This window comes from Neorhizobium populisoli (assembly GCF_019430945.1).
Classification (GTDB): domain Bacteria; phylum Pseudomonadota; class Alphaproteobacteria; order Rhizobiales; family Rhizobiaceae; genus Neorhizobium; species Neorhizobium populisoli.
In genome coordinates, this window is the sequence record NZ_JAHYCB010000001.1 from 343,941 (window position 1) to 363,985 (window position 20,045).

The following is a 20,045-nucleotide window of genomic DNA, read 5'->3' on the forward strand; positions in this document are numbered from 1 at the left end:
CCTGACGTGGGGGCCGGTATGTCGGGAGGCAATATATTCCCGCCTGAGGCTTTGGCGAGGGTGTTCACATCATCGGATCGCCTGCCCCGCATGCGAATCATCCGCGCCGCCGTCATTCACCCTTGGCGATCGACTGCATTTCCTCAAACAGGCTGTCGCTTTCGCCATCGGTCACCCGATGGATGTCATCGATGACCGGCTTGCCAGCTTCCTGGATGACGTCGAAATGCACTTCCGAGACGCTGTCCTTGATCTCGGTATCGTCGATGCAGGTCCACTGCTTGAAGGTGACCTTGACGTCGGTGGCGCCGTTCTTGCCAGGCGCCGTCGTGGTGGTGATTTCCTTGAGCGGGCAGCCATCCTGCGACGAGGTGATGACATCATAACCGAAGGGATCGCCCGGTTTGCCATCGTCGGTGTCGTAGGCGGGATGCTTGGCGGCTTCGATATAGGCCGACTGGAAGCGCTTGCTGAACAGTTTTGCCAGCGGGTCGGGATCGAAAATATACTTCCAGTCCTGATCGACCGTGTTCCAGTTGTCCTCGGTGGTCTTCATCACTTCCTTGACGGGATCGATGACGTCAGCCGCCACCGCGAAGGTGGAGGCGAGCGAGGTGACCAGAGAAAATGCAAGGGCGAGCGGCAGGCTCCGCATGGGAATATTCCGGTTGCTTGAGAGATTCTGGCGGACATTAACCCGGCATTATGGTTTGGCAAGGGCAATCATCCCGCGTTGCGAGGCGGCCGCGATTTCTCGCCCGAAAAGCCACATAAGCCGGCCTGAATGCCTTTGCGTTCCGGCTTGCCGATGCTATAGCGCAAACAGGTTTTCACCCGTCGGGGCCACCATTCCCGACGTTTCACCACAAGAGGAATTCCATGAACAAGATCAAGGTAGCAAACCCGGTCGTCGATCTCGACGGCGACGAGATGACCCGCATCATCTGGCAGCTCATCAAGGACAAGCTGATCCTTCCCTATCTCGATCTCGACATCGAATATTACGACCTCTCGGTCGAGAACCGCGACGCGACGAACGACCAGGTCACCGTCGATGCGGCCAACGCCATCAAGAAGCACGGCGTCGGCATCAAGTGCGCGACGATCACGCCGGACGAGGCCCGCGTCAAGGAATTCAACCTCAAGGAAATGTGGAAGAGCCCGAACGGCACGATCCGCAACATCCTCGGCGGCGTGATCTTCCGCGAGCCGATCATCTGCAAGAACGTGCCGCGTCTCGTTCCGGGCTGGACCCAGCCGATCGTCGTCGGCCGTCATGCTTTCGGCGATCAGTACAAGGCAACCGATTTCAAGTTCCCGGGCAAGGGCACGCTGTCGATCAAGTTCGTCGGTGAAGACGGCGCCGTGATCGAGAAGGAAGTCTTCAAGGCTCCGGATGCCGGCGTCGCACTTGCCATGTACAACCTCGACGAATCGATCCGCGATTTCGCCCGCGCCTCGCTGAATTACGGCCTGATGCGCAAGTGGCCGGTCTATCTGTCGACCAAGAACACCATCCTCAAGGCCTATGACGGCCGCTTCAAGGACATCTTCCAGGAAATCTTCGATGCCGAATTCAAGGCACAGTTCGACGAACTGAAGATCACCTACGAGCACCGCCTGATCGACGACATGGTCGCTGCCGCTCTCAAGTGGTCCGGCGGTTACGTCTGGGCTTGCAAGAACTACGACGGCGACGTCCAGTCCGACATCGTCGCACAGGGCTTCGGTTCGCTCGGCCTGATGACCTCGGTTCTCCTGTCGCCGGACGGCCGCACGGTCGAAGCGGAAGCCGCCCATGGCACGGTTACCCGTCACTACCGCCAGCACCAGAAGGGCCAGGAGACTTCGACGAACTCGATCGCCTCGATCTTCGCCTGGACCCGCGGTCTCGCACACCGCGCCAAGCTGGACAACAATGCCGAACTCGCCAAGTTCGCCTCGACGCTGGAAGTCGTGTGCGTCGATACCGTCGAAGCCGGCCACATGACCAAGGACCTGGCGCTGCTCATCGGCCCGGATCAGCCGTGGCTCTCGACCACCGCTTTCCTCGACAAGATCGATGAAAACCTCAAGGTCGCAATGGCTGCCTAAGCTCAAGAAAATCGGCTAATGATTCCACGGCGGGGAGAAATCTCCGCCGTTTTTCGTCTGGAGGAGCCCGCGCACCATGCCCAATACAATCCGCCCGTTCGAGCAGAATGATTACGCCCGGTGGGCGCCGCTGTGGGAAGCCTATCTGCGCTTCTACGAGACAGTGCTGCCCAAGGAGCAGTACGAGCTCACCTTCAGCCGCCTGCTCGATCCGGCGGAACCGATGTACGGCCTCGGCTCCTTCGACGAGACCGGCAAGATGGTCGGCATCACCCACGCGATCTTCCACCGCTCCTGTTGGCTGCCCGACTGGACCTGTTATCTGCAGGATCTCTACGTCCACATGAGCCAGCGCGGCAAAGGCACCGGTGAAGCGCTGATCGATGCTGTGGCCGCACTCGCGCGTGAAAAGAAAGCGACGCGGCTCTACTGGTTGACGCACGAAAGCAATTCTACGGCACGGCGTCTCTATGACCGCGTAGCGCAGAACGCAGGGTTCATCCAGTATCGCAAGCCGATCTGAGGGCCACACGCGGGCCTGTCTTGATTCCGTTATGCATACACATTAGAACGTAACGCGAACACGGAGGATGCTTCATGACCGACGAACTGGTGCTCTATACCAACCCGATGTCGCGCGGCCGCATTGCCCGCTGGATGCTGGAAGAGATCGGCGCGCCCTACCAGACCGAGATCCTACATTTCGGCACGACGATGAAGGGCAACGATTACAGACAGGTCAATCCGATGGGCAAGGTGCCGGCGGTCGTGCACGGCAAGACCGTGGTGACCGAATGCGCCGCGATCTGCGCCTATCTGGCCGATGCCTTCCCTGGAAAAGGCCTCGCACCGGCGCCCGCCGACCGCGCCGATTATTACCGCTGGATGTTCTTCGCCGCCGGCCCGCTGGAGGCGGCCGTCAGCAACAAGGCGCTCGGTTTCGAAGTGCCGAAGGAACGGGAGCGGATGGTCGGTTACGGCACGTTCAAGGACGTCATGGATACGCTTGAAACGGCAGTCCGGACCAATCCCTACATCGCAGGCGACACGTTTACCGCAGCCGACGTCTACGTCGGCTCGCAGATCGGCTACGGCCTGCAATGGGGAACGATCGAAAAGCGCGCAGCCTTCGAACAATATTTCGGGCGGCTGGCGCTGCGCGAGGCCTATCAGCGGGCAAACGACAAGGACAATGCCGCGGCTGCCGAGTTGCAGAAGGCGTAGGCCGCCTCGTGCAATTCGTTAGGGCTTTGCCACGGAAGTCGGATTACTGACGATCGCACGTATCCGTGTCGATATAGACAGCGTCGCGTTGACCGCGACCACCGCCGCTCTTGCCGTAACCGTCGATGTAGTAATTCCGCCGGTCCTGGCTCACGATGCGAGGTTCCCGCAGCCAGCGGCGTGCCTCGTTCAAGGCCGCACGCGGGCTGCAGCGGTTACGTTCGCGACGCTCGTAGCGCCGTTCATACCGCGGCTCTTCATAGCCCGGCCGCACATAGACGTCGCCGCGACGAAGATCGTACTGTATCGATTGAGCAAAAGAAGCTGTCGGAAGCAAGCCGGCTCCAAGAACCGCCGCGCATATCCCAGCAACCACAGTGATTTTTCTCAGTTCCATCTCTCTCTCCCTGGTGGCAGAACCGAACATGCTGCCATTCTGCCGACACAAAATGAACGGCAGCAGAACAAAGTTCCCTCGCCACTCAATTATGCTCGGCCCCATACACTAAGCACCTAAACTGTATCGATTCGACTGGCCGATACATTAGGGAAAATACGTAACGACGAATTCGTTCATCGAGTGTTAAACCTGACGGGTCCATCGTGAAAGGACGTCGAGTGGCGGGTTATCCGGACCGGCTCGATGGGTTTTGGAGATGCTCCTGATGAAAAAGATCATTACTTCGGCGCTGGCTCTCGTGGCGATATCGAGCAGCGTGCTCGCCACGTCGACGCCCGCCATGGCGCAATATTACGAACGCGGTCCTCGTTGGGAACGCCGCGGTCCTCCGCCACCGCCCCAGCGGCATCATCGCCGCAACAATACCGGCGCGATCATTGCCGGCGGCCTTGCTGCTGGTGTCGTCGGTGGGCTGATCGGCGGCGCGCTCGCCAATGACAGCGGCCCGCGCTACTACGCGGATCCGCCACCGCCGCCACCGCCGCGCTGCTGGATGGAAGACCGTCGCGTGCCGAACGCTTATAATGGCGGCTGGCATTACGAGACGATGCGCGTCTGCCGCTGATAGACACGCGGCCTTCAACGCCATAATTCACGATCTGAACAGCCGGTTTTCGAACCGGCTGTTTTCGCATGCGGACAATTCTGTTCGATGCCGACATTCGCCGGCCGGCGGATATCCGTTGCTGGACAACAGCATCCGGCGGTCCGCAAGCGCCTCGAAGAAATTGCCTTTTCCGCAAACCTGTTCTGTTATAGGCCTGACGTGAAGAGAGCCCGAGCAGAGGCAGACAAGCATGGAACCAACACATCTGTTCGAGCTGGTGATCGCAATGTTCGTGGCGATCATCCTGCTTCATTACGCGGCCCATAGATTTGGATTGCCGCCATCCGTCGCTCTCCTGACCGGTGGGGCTCTTCTGGCCTTCATGCCCGGCCTGCCCGCCATCACGGTCGATCCCAATCTGGTCCTGGTCATCTTCCTGCCGCCGCTCCTGATGGACGGGGCATGGTCCATCGCGCTTGCCCGGCTGCGTCGACATATGATCGGCATCGCCTCGCTGGCGGTGGGCGCGGTGCTGTTCACGACCGTCGTCATCGCGGTCGTCACCCATCTCCTGCTCCCGTCCCTGCCTTGGGCTGCCTGCGCGGCGCTCGGCGCGATCGTCTCTCCGCCCGACGCGGTGTCCGCGCGTGCCGTGCTGCAGCGGGTAAAACTGCCGCGCCGACTGCAGATCCTGCTTGAAGGCGAAAGCCTGTTCAACGATGCGAGCGGACTGGTTCTCTTCCGCTTCGCCGTTGCGGCCGGCATCACCGGAACGTTCAGCTCCGTCGATGCGGCCGGCACGTTCCTGGTGCTGGCGATTGGCGGCGCGCTGGTCGGCACTGCGGTCAGCGTGGTCTGGCTTCTGTTCGTGCGCCAGCTCGAAGACGAATATCTGATCATCGCCGCGACCATCCTTCTCAGCTGGACGGCCTATGTGCTCGGCGAACTCATCCACGTCTCCGGCGTCATCGCAACCGTCATGACCGGCCTGATCGCCGGCTGGTTTCAGCACACCGTCTTTACCGCGGCGACACGAATGCGGGGCGTCGCCTTCTGGACCGTTCTGGTCTTCCTCATGGAAGCTGCGGTGTTCATCCTGATCGGGCTGTCGCTCAGAGGCGTCGTCGAGCGCGGCGGCGGGTTCGGCGTGGTGATCGAAACGATGGGCCTGCCGATCCTCGCCATCCTGCTCGCCCTGACATTCGCGCGCTTCGCCTGGGTCTTCGGATCGGATGTCATGATACGATTGTTCAACACGCTCGGTTTCAAGCGTTATCCGCCCCTCGGAGCCGGCAATTCGATGGTGCTCAGCTGGGCGGGGATGCGCGGCGTGGTAACGCTCGCGCTTGCGCTGAGCTTGCCGGAAGATTTTCCGGGCCGCGACTTCATCCTGATCACGTCATTCGCCATCATTCTCGGAACCGTCCTCATCCAGGGCACGACGCTCGGCCGCATCATCGGATGGACGGGCCTGGTGGAGCCGGAAGCGGACAAGGCCCGCATGACCATGCCCCAGGCCGAAGCCGCCATGGCGCAGGCGCAGCTGCTGACGATCCAGGGCCTCGCTTACGACGCAGGCGGCAATCTCGTTCACCCGCAACTTCTCAAACGCTACACGGTCAGAGCCGAGCGGATCGGCGACTATGTCGAGCGGACGGACCACTACACGCCCCTCCTCCACGCGCATTTCGATGTTGTTTTACAGGCCGTCGCGACCGGCCGGCGCGAGCTGATCAGGCTTCACCGCGCTGGCGAAATCGACGACGAAACGCTGCATGAACTGGAAAGGGATCTTGACCTCGAGGAACTCAGCGCGATCTCGGCGAAGGGGTGATCAGGAGGCCTTGGTGCGCCTTTTCCGTGCGGACGGCCGATGTTGACTAGGATCAGCAGGAAAATGCATGCGGTGCCGAGCACGAAAGGCACCGGCACCCATACCGCTTGGCCACACGCAGTTTTCGAAACGCTACATGATGTCCGGAATCTGCAAAGCGATCAGCTTCGCAGTCCCGGCGCCTCGTAACCCGTGCGCTCGACATATTCCGTATAACCGCCGTCATACCGGTGGATGCCTTCCGGCGTCAGTTCCAGCACGCGATTCGAAAGCTCGGCTAGGAAATGGCGATCGTGGCTGACGAAAAGCATCGTGCCTTCATATTCCGACAGCGCCTTAATCAGCATTTCCTTGGTATCGAGATCGAGGTGGTTGGTCGGCTCGTCAAGGACGAGGAAGTTCGGCGGGTCGAACAGCATGGCGGCCATGACGAGACGGGCCTTTTCGCCACCCGAGAGAACGCGGCACTTCTTCTCGACATCGTCGCCGGAAAAACCGAAGCAACCGGCAAGCGTGCGCAGCGCACCCTGGCCGGCGCGCGGGAACTCTGACTCAAGCCATTCGAACACGGTCTGTTCGCCGTCCAGAACATCCATGGCGTGCTGGGCAAAATAGCCCATCTTGACGCTGGCGCCCAGATTGACCGAGCCTTTGTCCGGGTCGGCAGTGCCGGTGACGAGCTTCAGAAGCGTCGACTTGCCGGCGCCGTTGATGCCCATGATGCACCAGCGCTCCTTGCGGCGAACCATGAAGTCCAGGCCTTCATAGATCGTGCGGCTGCCATAGGCCTTGTGAACACCCTTGATGTTAACGACGTCTTCGCCGGAGCGCGGCGCGGGTAGGAATTCGAAGGCAACGGCCTGACGACGGCGCGGCGGCTCGACGCGCTCGATCTTGTCGAGCTTCTTGACGCGGCTCTGCACCTGCGCCGCGTGGCTGGCACGCGCCTTGAAGCGTTCGATGAACTTGATTTCCTTGGCAAGCATTGCTTGCTGGCGCTCGAACTGCGCCTGCTGCTGCTTTTCGTTCTGGGCACGCTGCTGTTCGTAGAAACCGTAATCGCCGGAAAATGTGGTCAGCGAGCCGGCATCGATCTCGATGATCTTGTTGACGATGCGGTTCATGAACTCGCGGTCGTGGGAAGTCATCAGCAATGCGCCGTCATAACCGCGCAGGAACTGTTCGAGCCAGATGAGGCTTTCGAGATCGAGATGGTTCGACGGCTCGTCGAGCAACATCACATCCGGGCGCATCAAAAGGATGCGGGCGAGCGCCACGCGCATCTTCCAACCGCCGGAGAGTTTGCCGACATCGCCGTCCATCATTTCCTGGGTGAACGAGAGGCCGGCCAGAACTTCACGGGCGCGGCTTTCCAGCCCGTAACCGTCGAGTTCCTCGTAACGCGCCTGCACCTCGCCGTAACGTTCGATGATCTCTTCCATCTCGTCCATGCGATCAGGGTCGATCATCGCGGCTTCGAGTTCGCGCAGTTCGGCGGAAACGACGCTAACCGGCCCTGCCCCGTCCATCACTTCAGTGACGGCGCTGACGCCGGACATCTCGCCGACATCCTGGCTGAAATAACCGATGGTGATGTTCTTCTCAGTCGAGACCTGCCCCTCGTCCGGCACTTCCTGGCCGGTGATCATCCGGAACAGCGTCGTCTTGCCGGACCCGTTCGGGCCGACAAGACCGATCTTCTCGCCGCGGTTCAGCGCCGCCGAGGCCTCGATATAGAGAATGCGGTGGCTGTTCGACTTGCTGATGTTTTCGATGCGGATCATGGCAGGCAGTTCCGAGAGGGTCACAAAGGGATAGGCAACAAAAAAGCCGGATCGTCGCCGATCCGGCTTTCTATCTGTCTTATGCGAAGATTATTCGGCGCTGTCTTCGGCGGCCTTCTTCTTCGGAGCAGCCTTCTTCTTCGGAGCGGCTTCTTCGCCCTCGGCAGCTTCGTCAGAAGCAGCTTCAGCCTTGGCCTTCTTCGGAGCAGCCTTCTTCTTGGCCGGCTTTTCAGCCGAATCGGCTTCTTCGTCTTCAGCCATCAGCTCTTCCTTGGTCACGGTCTTGTCGGTGACCTTGATCTCGGAAAGCAGCTTGTCGACGACCTTTTCTTCGAAGATCGGCGCGCGCAGCGAAGCGGAAGCGCCCGGCGTGTTGCGGAAGAAATCGAGGATTTCCTTCTGCTGGCCCGGGAACTGCTGCAGCTGGGCGTAAAGCGCACGCTGCATTTCTTCTTCGGTCACTTCGACGCCGGCCTTCTCGCCGATTTCGGAGAGAACGAGGCCGAGACGGACGCGGCGCTCTGCGAGCTTGCGGTATTCGACGCGTGCATCTTCTTCCGTCGTGCCTTCATCTTCGAAGGTCTTGCCGGACTGCGACAGGTCGGTGTTGATCTGGCGCCAGATGTTGTCGAACTCGGCGTTGACGAGCGTTTCCGGAGTGTCGAACTGGTACATGCCGTCGAGCTGGTCGAGGATCTGACGCTTGACCTTCTGGCGGGTGACCGAGCCGTACTGGCTTTCGATCTGGCCGCGAACGATTTCCTTCAGGCGGTCGACCGATTCGATGCCGAGCGTCGAAGCGAGTTCGTCGTTGATTTCGATCGCGCCGGGAGCCGCAACGTCCTTGACGGTGATGTCGAAGGTGGCTTCCTTGCCGGCAAGGTCTGCAGCCGGATATTCGGTCGGGAAGATAACGGTGATCTGCTTTTCGTCACCGGCCTTGACGCCGACCAGCTGGTCTTCGAAGCCCGGGATGAAACGGCCGGAGCCGATAACCAGTTCGGCATCTTCGGCAGCGCCGCCGTCGAAGGCTTCGCCGTCGACCTTGCCGAGGTAGTTCATGGTGACGCGGTCGCCGTCAGCAGCCTTGCCCTTCTTGGTTTCGAAGGTGCGGGCGCTCTCGGCGATCTTTTCGATCTGCTCGTTGACTTCGTCTTCGGTAACTTCGACGACTTCGCGGATGACCGAAAGACCGTCGGTCGACTTCAGTTCGATCGGCGGGATGACTTCGTAGGAAACGGTGAATTCGAAATCGGCCTGAGCGTTCAGGATCTTGTCGGCTTCAGCTTCGTCCTCGGTCATGGCGATGGACGGCTGCGTCGCGGACTTTTCGCCGCGCTCGGAAAGGATCTGGTTCGGGCGGTCGCGAACGATCTCGTTGACGAGGTCGGCCATGATCGACTTACCGTACATCTTCTTCAGATGCGCGAGCGGCACCTTGCCCGGACGGAAACCGTTGATGCGGACCTTGTCCTTGGCGTCGGCGAGGCGAACGGCAAGCTCCTGCTCCATCTCCTGCTTCGGGATAACGACCTTGATTTCGCGCTTCAGCCCTTCAGCGAGCGTTTCGGTAACCTGCATTTTCAAACCTTCATATCGTGGCGGCGGTGCCCATATAACTGGCGTCTACAGCCGTTGTTTCAGTGAGCACATCGCCGGAACTTTAAAGAAACCAGCCGCGGCTTTGCGGAGCGCATATCATCCAGCCGAAAGCGGCTCCGACCGCACTCCCGGCGGTTCTGGTGCGGGTAGAGAGACTTGAACTCCCACGCCTTGCGGCACCAGAACCTAAATCTGGCGTGTCTACCAATTTCACCATACCCGCGCCCCAACACGTCGAAATCCTCACGCAGAGGGCTTCCGGAGCGCGCGTCTCTATATCACCCGTTTTAACGCACGCAAAGGGAAAATGACGGTTTTTTGGCAGTCTGCGCACAGGCCTTTTCAACACAACCGGATGCGGCTGCCACAAATGTCATTAACTTTTTATTAAATTAGAATGTGTACATTTAAATCAGACAAAAGGAAGCCATGCAGTCATCGCATGCCATCCATTCTGATATTGCACTGCACAATCGCAGCGCAATCTCATAATATGCAAATACAGAGATTGATTGGAACGGTTTTCGATCTCTCTGGTTCAAATGGCCTGGCAAGCCATTTCGAAAATGGAATTGCCCTCGGGTTATACCGAGTACAGGAATTCGGGCCGCGCACTCCTCCTCCCAGCGTTGCGCCCGATGGGACCGGCGATCCTCCTCCTCCCAATTCGCCGGTCGTTACAAATGACGCCCACCGGATCTCCTCCCCCGGTGGGCGTTATTTTTTTGCCCCAACATTCATCCCCTTGCCTAAAATCCACGCATAATGCACCACCAACCGCATGGTAAACGAATGCGTAATGCGCCAAATGCATAGGTGGCATACCGAATAGGCGCTGTTAGTTTTCGCAGCGCAGCATATATTCATGTTCATGAGATTGAAGTCAGCGCCGAGGGGCTGCTGGCAGGGCCTAGAAAGGGACACCATCATGAACATCGCACAGAAGCTCACCACCTGGCGCAAGTACCGCGAAACCGTCAACGAGCTCGGCCGCATGACCGACCGCGAGCTTTCGGACCTAGGCATCGGCCGCTCCGACATCCGCCGCGTTGCACGTACCGCCGTCGGCTTCTAAGCCACGTCGCGATCCACCAACGAGATTTTGAAAAGCGCCTCCTTTGGGAGGCGCTTTTCTTTTTGTTTACAAAAACTTAAAGCTTAAAATATCTGCTCGATTTTCGGGCTCAGCCTGAAAAAGCATCAATCACCTGCACATTTGCATAGCAGTCGCACAGTTTTTGCACTGCACATTTTTATTATGCGGCTGTATAAGACGCTCATCGCTGATGACAAACAGAGCATCAGGACAAAGACATTAAGGAAACGACCATGAACCCGATCCGCATCGCACAGAACTGGATCAGCTACCGCCGCACGATGAACGAACTGGGCAACCTGTCGAACCAGGCACTCAGCGACATCGGCCTGACTCGTTACGACATCCGCCACATCGCGGCACGCTCCTTCCGTTAATCGCTCCTCGCAGGCGGACCCGCGCGGTTTATCCGCAGTGGTGAGAAGCAGATGACGGAATGTCCGGATATTTTCCCTGGACCCCCAAAATCCGGGTGTGAAATATCCAAAGACATGTCAAAGGCACTCTCCGTGGTGCCTTTTTGATTCTCGGCCTTTTGATGCATTGCGCATCGCTGCTTTTTGATTCCGGTTCTCGAATTGCCGTGATAATGAGCCGGCCATGAGCACAAATTCCTTCTCCCCCATCCATGTCGTCGGCGGCGGTCTCGCCGGTTCGGAAGCCGCCTGGCAGATCGCATCCGCCGGCGTGCCGGTGATTCTCCATGAAATGCGCGGCGTGCGCGGTACCGATGCCCACAAGACGGATGGGCTAGCCGAACTGGTCTGTTCGAATTCCTTCCGCTCCGATGACGCGACGGCCAACGCCGTCGGCGTTATTCACGCGGAAATGCGGCTCGCCAATTCGTTGATCATCGCATGCGCGGACAAGCATCAGGTTCCCGCCGGCGGTGCGCTGGCCGTGGATCGCGACGGTTTTTCCGATGCCGTGACTGCCGAGATCGAAAAACATCCGCTGATCACCGTGGTGCGCGAGGAAATCCAGGGCCTGCCGCCGAAGGAATGGGATCTGGCGATCGTCGCGACCGGCCCCCTCACCTCGCCGGCACTTGCTGCGGCGATCCAGGCGGAAACCGGCGAAGATCAGCTGGCCTTCTTCGATGCGATCGCGCCGATCGTGCATCGCGAATCGATCGACATGGATATCTGCTGGTATCAGTCGCGCTACGACAAGGTCGGCCCCGGCGGTAACGGCAAGGACTATATCAACTGCCCGATGGATGAGGCGCAATACAATGCCTTCGTCGACGCATTGATCGCCGGCGATACCGTCGGGTTCAAGGAATGGGAAGGCACGCCCTATTTCGACGGCTGCCTGCCGATCGAGGTGATGGCGGAGCGCGGTCGCGAGACTTTGCGCCATGGCCCGATGAAGCCGATGGGCCTCACCAATGAGCATAACCCGACAGTCAAGGCCTATGCCGTCGTGCAGCTGCGGCAGGACAATGCGCTCGGCACGCTCCACAACATGGTCGGTTTCCAGACGAAGCTGAAATACGGTGCGCAGGCGGAAATCTTCCGCATGATTCCCGGCCTCCAGAATGCCGAATTCGCCCGGCTCGGCGGCCTGCACCGCAATACATACATCCACTCGCCGGTTCTGCTCGACAAATCGTTGACGCTGAAGAGCCGACCGGGCTTGCGGTTTGCCGGCCAGATCACCGGCTGCGAAGGTTATGTGGAAAGCGCTGCGATCGGTCTGCTCGCCGGCCGATTCGCTGCGGCGGAACGCAAGGGCGAAACGCTTGTATCGCCGCCTGTGACGACCGCGTTCGGCTCGCTGCTCGGTCATATCACCGGCGGACATCTCGTGCATGACGAGGAACCGGGCAAGCGCTCGTTCCAGCCGATGAACGTCAACTTCGGCCTGTTTCCGGAGCTGGAACCGGGTTCGATCGTCAAGCCGGAAGGCGTCAAGCGTTTTCGCGGCAAGGACAAGACGGTGATGAAGCGGCAACTGATGTCAGCGCGCGCGCTGAAGGATTGCGCGACATGGCTCGGTCGGGATTGATATCCCGGCCTATGCTCCGCGAACCGGCTCCTCGATATCCCGATCGGCGACGCTGACGTAATTGTCGAGCAGCCAGAGCGCGACTTCGGCTGCCTCCTTTTCCGAGCCGAACTTGTAGACACCGTTCTGGCTCGGCGAATCGAGGAATTCGACCGAAAAACCCTTGGCATTGGTGAGCGGCGAGACCCGCACGCGGCCAGGTTCGATCAGGTGGCAGGAATAGTGGTTGCGGTGGCTTTTCATGAAGCCGGCCTTGTTGTCGTGCAACCGCACGAAGATCGCATCGCCGTCCGCCGTCACATGCAGGCTGCGGATCGCTTCGTGCGGGAAGGCGTGGCCGAATTCCATGATCGCGAGGCCGGTATCGTGGCGGTTGCCGTCCGGCCTGTCGCGACTGACGAGCTTTGTCAGATAATAGGCAAGGCCCATGAGCAGCACGAAAATGATCGACCAGATGATAACGGGGCTCACACCATATCTCCTTTGATGGGCCAGCGTCCGGGTCTTTAGCTTGCGAGGCTTGCGCGAATTTGGCGTCTGTCAAAAACGGCGAATGATGGAGGCCTTCAGAAGACTGATCTGGCGCCGCCATTGCGGCGGTTGCATGGCCGTGTCGAGCATCGCGGCACCCGTCTTTGCAGCGCGACGCAGGACAGGTTCGGCAAGCGCTACCGGCAGGAAGGCCGAAAATACGGTCGGCGGTACCGGGCCGGCCTTGCGCGCCTTGGCAAGATGTTCGAGGCCGAGGCCGGCGAATGCCTCGATCGCCGCAGCGATGCGCTGCCGGTCTTCGCCCGCCAGAAAACTGTCCCGATCAAGGCCGGTCGCCGCGAGAATATCGAGCGGCAGATAAAGCTGCTGGCGGCGGCGATGGATCGGCAACAGCAGCAGGAAGCCAGCGATCGATTGTGCCACGCCTGCATGGCCCGCTGCCTCGGCAGATTTGGCAGCGTCATCGGCCGAAAGGACGAGACTTGCGAGCTGGATCAGTGCCGATGCGGTTTCACCGGCGTACCCTTCCAGCGCGTTCCGGTTCTCCAGCGGGTCGTCGTAGAGATCGAAGATGCGTGCCTCGATCATGGCGACAAGCGTCTGGCGCGGCAGGCGATAGGTCTCGATCGCGGCAAGCAAGGCGGCGGCGACCGGATTGCCGCCGCTATCGCCATGGGCGCTACCCTCGATGAGATCGCGCCACCATTGCAGGCGAATCTCGCCGGGTAGCGGTTCGCGCACGACATCCCGCACGCGGGCGATTTCGGCATTGAAGGCGTAAAGGGCGGCCAGCGCACCACGTTTGTCGGCCGGAGACAGAAGACAGGCGAGATAGCGGTCGCGGTCGGTATCTCTCAGCATCGAGAGGCAGATATCGCCATCGGTCCGGGCAGCGTCGCTCATGTCAGACCGCGATAAGCGCCACCGCGACGGCGCGCGATTCGGCAAGCATGATGTTGAATGTCCGCACGGCAGCGCCTGTTCCCATCGGGTCGGAGGAAATGCCCCTCGCCTTCAGTGCGGCCTTGAGATCGGCGGGGATGGGCCGAAGATTCTGGCCGGTGCCGACCAGAAGAACTTCGATATCCTTCGCTTCGGCAATGACCCGCGCAAAAGCGTCCACCGTCAGCGGATCGCCTTCCTGCATCTCCCAGCCGTAAATGCCGGAAGGAAGGCAGAGGAGCGAACCGCGATGCGACATATCCGCAAACCGAAAGCCGCCATTGCCATAGGCATCGATCGGAGCACGGCCGGGAAAATGGGCGTCGCGAATTTCGATGCCTTTTGCCATGGTCTCAAGCGCTCCTTAAAAAACTTCGGGCCGGAGTATCCGGCCCGGCTGTCATTGAACTGGATCGATACCGGGTATCACTTGGCCGGAGTTTCCGTCTTGACCGGCTCGCCCTTTACGCGCACTTCGGCGACATAGGCGCGCATGGCGCGGATCTTTACGCCTTCGGCGATTTCGACCTCAACTTCGGCGTCGTCGATCACCTTCGTCACCTTGCCGGTAATGCCGCCACCGAGCACGACCTGATCGCCACGGCGAATGCTCGACAGGGTCTCGGCACGCTTCTTCTGCTGCGCACGCTGCGGGCGGATCAGGAAGAAATACCAGACCACCATAAGCGGTGCGAAAAGAAAAAGCATCTCGAGGCCGGAGCCGAACGGGGATGCCGCCGGTGCGGCTCCCGAGGCCTGGGCGAATGCTTCGGTGATGAACATCGACTACTCCTAAAACTACCGGAGACGTCAGGCCCCCGTTCAAGCCGCCGGAATATAGTTGCGATGGGCCGGAATGCAACAGAAACAGGCCGCTTACAGTACCGAATCCACCGCTGCGAGCCTTTTGACGCAATAACGAGCGTGTTACCGCAACGACAAAGACCGCCCTGGGCGGCGAGACCAAGCGGAGAAACACCATGAGCGACGACATCAACACCTTGATCCTCGCGGAAGTCCGCCGGTTGGCGGACGCTCTGGAACGGCTTGCCGGCCCGCCACCCGCGGTGAATGACTGGAATGCGGCCGAATGTTTCGTCTGGGTGCCCGCCAACAAGCGTCTGCAGCCCGTCCCACGGCCGAACCGCGTAGCGCTGAAGCTGATCCGCGGTGTCGATCACGTGCGTGATATCCTGCATGAAAACACGCTGCGCTTTGCCGACGGTTTCCCAGCCAACAACGTGCTGCTCTGGGGCGCGCGCGGCATGGGCAAGTCCTCGCTGGTCAAGGCCGTGCATGAGGATGTGCGGGCCGCAAGCGGCATTCCGCTGAAACTCGTCGAGGTGCATCGCGAGGACATAGCCTCCCTGCCCGACCTTCTCGATATCCTGAAAGCTTCTGGCCTGCGGGTCATCGTGTTCTGCGACGACCTGTCCTTCGATCATGACGACACGGCCTACAAGTCTCTGAAGGCGGCGCTCGACGGCGGCATCGAAGGCCGGCCGGACAACGTGCTGTTCTACGCCACCTCCAACCGCCGGCATCTCCTGCCGCGCAACATGATCGAGAACGAACAGTCGACGGCGATCAATCCGTCTGAAGCGGTCGAGGAAAAGGTGTCGCTTTCCGACCGTTTCGGCCTCTGGCTCGGCTTCCACAAATGCAGCCAGGACGATTATCTGACGATGATCGACGGTTACGCCGACCATTTCGATCTCGGGCTCGATCGCGAGACATTGCACCATCAGGCGCTCGAATGGGCGACGACCCGCGGCGGACGTTCCGGGCGCGTGGCGTGGCAGTATATTCAGGATCTGGCCGGACGGATGCGGAAGTCGATTGACAGATAACCACAAAAAAGCCCGGCGATCACTCGCCGGGCTTTTTCTCCGTCCCCTTGAAACGCATTACATTATTCAAGGAAAGTGGTTGGGTTCACCGGGGTCGCATCCTTGCGGACTTCGAAGTGAACCTGCGGGCGCGTGGCGTCGCCGCTCATGCCGGACGAGGCAATCGCCTGGCCGCGGGTGATCTTCTGGCCGCGCGTCACGTTGATACTGCCGGCATGGCCGTAAACGGTGACCTTGCCGTCGTCGTGGCGGACGAGAACCGTGTTGCCGAGCTGCTTCAGACCGTTGCCGGCATAGATGACCACGCCGTTTTCAGCGGCCTTGATCGGCGTGCCTTCCGGAACCGAAATATCGATACCGTCATTGCGGCTGCCGTTGACGTTCTGGCCGTAGCCGGCGATGACCGCGCCGTTGACAGGCCAGCGATACTTGCCGATGCCGGTGGACTGCGGTGCTGCGGCGCCGTTGTCAGACTTCTTCTCGACGTCGGCGACGGAAGCCGTCTCGGTCGGCTTTGCTGCGGCGGCAGGCGCGGATACCTGGACGACCTGGGCTGCGGGAGCAGCCGGCTTCGGCTGCGCCGCCGGTTTTGCCGGGATCGAGGCGGTCTTGACCTGATCGGTCGCCTCAGGTGCGGCGACACCGTTGGTGACCTTGAGGGTCTGACCGATGCGGACGCTGCCGGTCGTCAGGCCGTTGGCGGCCTTCAACTGGTCGATCGGCGTGCCGGTCTCGCGGGAAATCTTGCTCAGCGTATCGCCCGGCTTGACGGTATAGGCGCCACCGAGCGGCTTGCCGCCGGGAGGCGTCAGCTTGGCAGGCTCGGCCATCGCCTTGTCGCGACCGGGCGTCGGCAGAACGGCAACCTTCTGCTCGGGCTCGCGGGCCGGACCTGGAGCCTTGTTGTGCAGATCGATATCGCCGGCCGCCGTCTTGGCGGAAGCCTGGGCGGTGCCGAAGGTCGGGATGACGACCGTCTGGCCCGGAGCGACGGCGCCGCCGTTCGCCTTCAGGATTTCCTTTTCCGGAACGCCGTAGCGCTTGGAAAGAGTCGAGACGTTTTCGCCCGGACGCAGTGCCACCTTGGGCGCATTGACCGTCGACCAGCCGGACATCGGCGCAGCCTGAGCCGCACCCGGAGAAACGCTGGCGCTCTGCGGCGAGCCGAGCGGGCGGGTCGTGCCGGTGACCAGATTGTCGGGACGCGACGGACGGCTCGGCGAAGCGATCGGCGCAGCAGATGCCTGCTGACCGCCCGGGAACGGCTGGGCCATCGCTTCCTGGCGGGTTGCCGGATCGCGGTTCATCGGCGCTGCGGCGCGAGGTGCGGAAGCACCCGGAGCGGCAAGTTCGGAACGCTGCACGGCGGCCGGAGCGGAGGCTACGCGGGACGGCGAGGAATAACCACCCTGGCGATAACCGCCGGAATTGTAACCGCCCTGCCCGTTGCCACCTTGGCCATAACCGGAATTCCCCGGATAGGGCTGGGCCATCGCTGCATTGCGGGAATTATACTCATCCTGCGGGATCGGCGGCAGCATCTGGCCGTTGCCGAGATCAGCCTGTGGCGTCGGCGCCCGGCCGTAAGCACCACCCATCTGCCGCTGCGGGATCGAAGCGGTGGTAATATTGTCGGATTTGGAGAAAAGACCGGAGAAGCGCGATGTATCCGAGCTGCACCCCGTCGCCGCACTGGCGAGAAGCGCTGCAACAGCAAGCTTTACAGCGGATTTTCCGAAATTCGGAGAACTCATTAGACGCATGACTCGACCTACAGATACGCAACCATCGTGAGAGTCATTAAAACCTGTTAGTCTTACTGACGGGTTAAAACGGCAGCATCGACCGAAATTTTTTGGGAAATTGATAACCATGACAGCGCGGAAAGGCGCTACGGCATGGAACAAAAGGCCGAGTTCGGTTCAGAGCGCCGCGGCGATCTGCGGAACGATCGGCAGAAAAGGCACCGTGAACAGGTCTTCGCGCTCGAATCGGCTGCCGGTCTTGGTCAGCCGCACCATCATGCAGGTATTCTCATCGAGCATCAGCGGCGCAACCATCGAGCCACCATGGGTGAGCTGTTCAGCGTAGAACCGCGGCAGCGCGGTGAAGGCCGCAGTGACGAAGATGCGGTCAAACGTGCCCTCGCCCGGCATGCCGTTGCTGCCGTCCGCCTGGCGGACGATGACATTGCGCAATCCGAGCCCATCGATCCGGGCCAGGGCCGTGGTTGTCAGCGTGCGATAACGCTCGACTGTCAGCACCCGCTCGGCAATGCGGCCCATGACGGCGGCGGTAAAACCGCTGCCGGTGCCGATTTCCAGCACTCGATGGCCGGGCTTGACCTGAAGCCGGTGCAGCAACCGGACCGCGAGATCGGCCCCTTCCATGAAGGAACCGCAGTCGATCGGCACGGTGCGGCTGGAATAGGCGTCTTCGGCCAGCGGTGCGGGCACGAATTGAGAGCGCGGCGTCTGTTCGACGGCCGTCAACAGGTCAAGATCGGAAATACCTTCCGAACGGAGCCGCAGCACCAGAGCCGCAAACCCCTCTTTTTCGACCATGCCCGATTTCAATCGGCTGCTCCGAATACCAGCGTTGTCATAGAAGTGCCTTCGCGACGCGATCCTGAACCGAATAGTCGGTCAGGTCCAGCTTCAGCGGCGTCACGGAAATCTTGTTCTGCTTCAGCGCCTGGATATCGGTGCCGTCGCGGAAATTGCCTTTCCGCTCGCCGAAGCGCAGCCAGTAATAGGGCTTGCCGCGGCCATCTTCGCGTGCGTCGATCGTCAGGCCGAAATCGAGCTTGCCCTGCGCCGTCACCTCGACACCGTGGACGTCCTTTGGCTCGCAGTTCGGGAAGTTGAGGTTAAGGAACGTGCCGTCTGGCAGGTCCACATCCATCAGCTTGCGGATCAGATCCGCCGCGTAGGTTTCGACCACATCCCAGGGAACCACGCGGCCGTTTTCGCGGCGAACGGCCTGGCTCAGCGCGAAAGAGCGCACACCCTGCAGCGTGCCTTCGATGGCGCCAGCGATCGTGCCGGAATAGGTGACGTCATCGGCCATGTTGGCGCCGTCGTTGACGCCCGACAGAACGAGGTCCGGCTTTTCCGGCAGAACCTCGCGAATGCCCATGATGACGCAATCGGTCGGCGTGCCACGCAGCGCGAAATGCTTTTCGCCCACCTGACGCAGCCGTAGCGGTTCGGAAAGCGTCAGAGAGTGGGCAAGCCCGCTCTGATCGGTTTCCGGCGCGACGATCCAGACATCGTCCGAAAGTGACCGCGCGATGCGTTCCAGCACCGCGAGGCCCTCGGCATGAATGCCGTCGTCATTGGTGAGCAGAATGCGCATGTCAGGCGGCCCGTTCGATCTTGGTGAGACCGCCCATATACGGCAGGAGAGCGTCCGGAATTGTGACGGAACCGTCCTCGTTCAGGTAGTTTTCCAGAACCGCGATGAGGCAGCGGCCGACAGCGACGCCCGAACCGTTCAGCGTGTGAACGAACTTCAGGTTCTTGTCGTCCTTGACGCGGTAACGCGCATTCATGCGACGCCCCTGGAAATCGCCGCAGACGGAGCAGGACGAGATTTCGCGATAGGCATCCTGCCCCGGCAGCCAGACTTCGATGTCGTAGGTCTTGCGGGCGCCAAAACCCATGTCGCCGGTGCAGAGCGTCATGGTGCGGAAATGCAGGCCAAGGCGCTTCAACACGTTCTCGGCGCATTCCGTCATGCGCTCATGCTCGGCGACCGACGATTCCTGATCAGTGATCGACACGAGTTCGCATTTCCAGAACTGGTGCTGGCGCAACATGCCGCGCGTATCGCGACCGGCCGAACCGGCTTCCGAACGGAAGGATGGGGTAAGTGCGGTGAAGCGCAGCGGCAGCTTTTCCTGCTCCAGCGTTTCGGCAGACACGAGGTTGGTGAGCGTCACTTCTGCGGTCGGGATCAACCAATAATCTTCGCTGGTAGGAGCGCGCTCGAAAATTTCTTCAACGACTTCTTCAAAGCTTTTTGTTCCAGAGGAGATCGCAGTGATATCTTCCGGAGTCGCATACTTCGAAATCGCATCTCGCGTTTGTCTTGAACGCGATCCTTGTG

General features: G+C 60.5%; 21 protein-coding genes and 1 tRNA gene. 9 read left to right on the plus strand and 13 right to left on the minus strand.

Annotated elements, in window-relative coordinates:
- Positions 1–112 precede the first annotated feature (112 nt).
- Positions 113–655, minus strand: a complete 543-nt coding sequence (locus KX729_RS01660) for a hypothetical protein (RefSeq protein ID WP_219740700.1) — start codon at positions 653–655, stop codon at positions 113–115.
- A 224-nt stretch (positions 656–879) separates the two neighbouring features.
- Between KX729_RS01660 and KX729_RS01665 the strand changes: the two genes are divergently transcribed.
- The 3 genes from KX729_RS01665 to KX729_RS01675 all read left to right on the plus strand — a co-directional run bounded on the left by KX729_RS01665 (position 880) and on the right by KX729_RS01675 (position 3,318).
- Positions 880–2,094: an NADP-dependent isocitrate dehydrogenase gene (locus KX729_RS01665; protein WP_219740701.1), complete on the plus strand. Its 1,215-nt coding sequence runs from the start codon at positions 880–882 to the stop codon at positions 2,092–2,094.
- A gap of 76 nt (positions 2,095–2,170) precedes the next feature.
- Positions 2,171–2,617: a GNAT family N-acetyltransferase gene (locus KX729_RS01670; protein ID WP_219740702.1), complete on the plus strand. Its 447-nt coding sequence runs from the start codon at positions 2,171–2,173 to the stop codon at positions 2,615–2,617.
- Positions 2,618–2,691: 74 nt separating this feature from the next.
- Complete coding sequence (locus tag KX729_RS01675) at positions 2,692–3,318, plus strand: glutathione S-transferase family protein (protein WP_219740703.1); 627 nt, start codon at positions 2,692–2,694, stop codon at positions 3,316–3,318.
- Between the two features lie 43 nt (positions 3,319–3,361).
- On the opposite strand, the gene KX729_RS01680 is transcribed toward KX729_RS01675, so the two are convergent.
- Positions 3,362–3,715, minus strand: a complete 354-nt coding sequence (locus KX729_RS01680) for a hypothetical protein (protein ID WP_219740704.1) — start codon at positions 3,713–3,715, stop codon at positions 3,362–3,364.
- A gap of 268 nt (positions 3,716–3,983) precedes the next feature.
- Between KX729_RS01680 and KX729_RS01685 the strand changes: the two genes are divergently transcribed.
- Together KX729_RS01685 and KX729_RS01690 are read left to right on the plus strand one after the other, a co-directional pair.
- Positions 3,984–4,343, plus strand: a complete 360-nt coding sequence (locus KX729_RS01685) for a hypothetical protein (RefSeq protein ID WP_219740705.1) — start codon at positions 3,984–3,986, stop codon at positions 4,341–4,343.
- 232 nt (positions 4,344–4,575) lie between these two features.
- A complete protein-coding gene (locus KX729_RS01690; protein ID WP_219740706.1) occupies positions 4,576–6,159 on the plus strand; it encodes a Na+/H+ antiporter in 1,584 nt (527 codons plus the stop codon).
- 161 nt (positions 6,160–6,320) lie between these two features.
- Here the strand turns inward: KX729_RS01690 and KX729_RS01695 are convergent, their stop codons facing one another.
- The 3 genes from KX729_RS01695 to KX729_RS01705 all read right to left on the minus strand — a co-directional run bounded on the left by KX729_RS01695 (position 6,321) and on the right by KX729_RS01705 (position 9,768).
- Entirely contained in the window at positions 6,321–7,943 is a 1,623-nt protein-coding gene (locus KX729_RS01695) for an ABC-F family ATP-binding cassette domain-containing protein (protein ID WP_219740707.1), read from the minus strand.
- A 90-nt stretch (positions 7,944–8,033) separates the two neighbouring features.
- Positions 8,034–9,524 carry a trigger factor gene (gene tig, locus KX729_RS01700; protein WP_219740708.1) on the minus strand — a complete coding sequence of 497 codons (1,491 nt, stop codon included), beginning with the start codon at positions 9,522–9,524 and terminating at the stop codon, positions 8,034–8,036.
- Positions 9,525–9,683: 159 nt separating this feature from the next.
- Positions 9,684–9,768: transfer RNA gene (locus tag KX729_RS01705), tRNA-Leu, on the minus strand.
- Between the two features lie 705 nt (positions 9,769–10,473).
- On the opposite strand from KX729_RS01705, the gene KX729_RS01710 reads away from it, so the two are divergent.
- From KX729_RS01710 to trmFO, 3 genes are all read left to right on the plus strand, one after another.
- Positions 10,474–10,620, plus strand: a complete 147-nt coding sequence (locus KX729_RS01710; RefSeq protein WP_219740709.1) for a DUF1127 domain-containing protein — start codon at positions 10,474–10,476, stop codon at positions 10,618–10,620.
- 254 nt (positions 10,621–10,874) lie between these two features.
- Entirely contained in the window at positions 10,875–11,018 is a 144-nt protein-coding gene (locus tag KX729_RS01715; RefSeq protein WP_219740710.1) for a DUF1127 domain-containing protein, read from the plus strand.
- A gap of 223 nt (positions 11,019–11,241) precedes the next feature.
- Positions 11,242–12,651 (plus strand): methylenetetrahydrofolate--tRNA-(uracil(54)-C(5))-methyltransferase (FADH(2)-oxidizing) TrmFO, encoded by a 1,410-nt coding sequence (gene trmFO, locus KX729_RS01720; protein ID WP_219740711.1) that lies wholly within the window; start codon positions 11,242–11,244, stop codon positions 12,649–12,651.
- 9 nt (positions 12,652–12,660) lie between these two features.
- On the opposite strand, the gene KX729_RS01725 is transcribed toward trmFO, so the two are convergent.
- The 4 genes from KX729_RS01725 to yajC all read right to left on the minus strand — a co-directional run bounded on the left by KX729_RS01725 (position 12,661) and on the right by yajC (position 14,868).
- A complete protein-coding gene (locus tag KX729_RS01725) occupies positions 12,661–13,122 on the minus strand; it encodes a hypothetical protein (RefSeq protein WP_312990536.1) in 462 nt (153 codons plus the stop codon).
- Between the two features lie 69 nt (positions 13,123–13,191).
- Positions 13,192–14,046 (minus strand): phytoene/squalene synthase family protein, encoded by an 855-nt coding sequence (locus KX729_RS01730; RefSeq protein WP_219740712.1) that lies wholly within the window; start codon positions 14,044–14,046, stop codon positions 13,192–13,194.
- 1 nt (position 14,047) lies between these two features.
- Positions 14,048–14,434, minus strand: a complete 387-nt coding sequence (locus tag KX729_RS01735) for an Mth938-like domain-containing protein (protein ID WP_219740713.1) — start codon at positions 14,432–14,434, stop codon at positions 14,048–14,050.
- A gap of 77 nt (positions 14,435–14,511) precedes the next feature.
- Entirely contained in the window at positions 14,512–14,868 is a 357-nt protein-coding gene (gene yajC, locus KX729_RS01740; RefSeq protein WP_219740714.1) for a preprotein translocase subunit YajC, read from the minus strand.
- Between the two features lie 197 nt (positions 14,869–15,065).
- On the opposite strand from yajC, the gene KX729_RS01745 reads away from it, so the two are divergent.
- Positions 15,066–15,935 (plus strand): ATP-binding protein, encoded by an 870-nt coding sequence (locus tag KX729_RS01745; protein ID WP_219740715.1) that lies wholly within the window; start codon positions 15,066–15,068, stop codon positions 15,933–15,935.
- Positions 15,936–15,997: 62 nt separating this feature from the next.
- Here the strand turns inward: KX729_RS01745 and KX729_RS01750 are convergent, their stop codons facing one another.
- From KX729_RS01750 to serS, 4 genes are all read right to left on the minus strand, one after another.
- Complete coding sequence (locus tag KX729_RS01750) at positions 15,998–17,698, minus strand: peptidoglycan DD-metalloendopeptidase family protein (protein WP_219740716.1); 1,701 nt, start codon at positions 17,696–17,698, stop codon at positions 15,998–16,000.
- Between the two features lie 159 nt (positions 17,699–17,857).
- Positions 17,858–18,499, minus strand: coding sequence for a protein-L-isoaspartate(D-aspartate) O-methyltransferase (locus tag KX729_RS01755; RefSeq protein ID WP_376775898.1), 642 nt, complete (start codon positions 18,497–18,499; stop codon positions 17,858–17,860).
- 37 nt (positions 18,500–18,536) lie between these two features.
- On the minus strand, positions 18,537–19,292 hold the full coding sequence (gene surE, locus KX729_RS01760; protein WP_219740718.1) for a 5'/3'-nucleotidase SurE: 756 nt from the start codon (positions 19,290–19,292) through the stop codon (positions 18,537–18,539).
- Position 19,293: 1 nt separating this feature from the next.
- Entirely contained in the window at positions 19,294–20,010 is a 717-nt protein-coding gene (gene serS / locus KX729_RS34355) for a serine--tRNA ligase (protein ID WP_312990545.1), read from the minus strand.
- Positions 20,011–20,045: the final 35 nt, after the last annotated feature.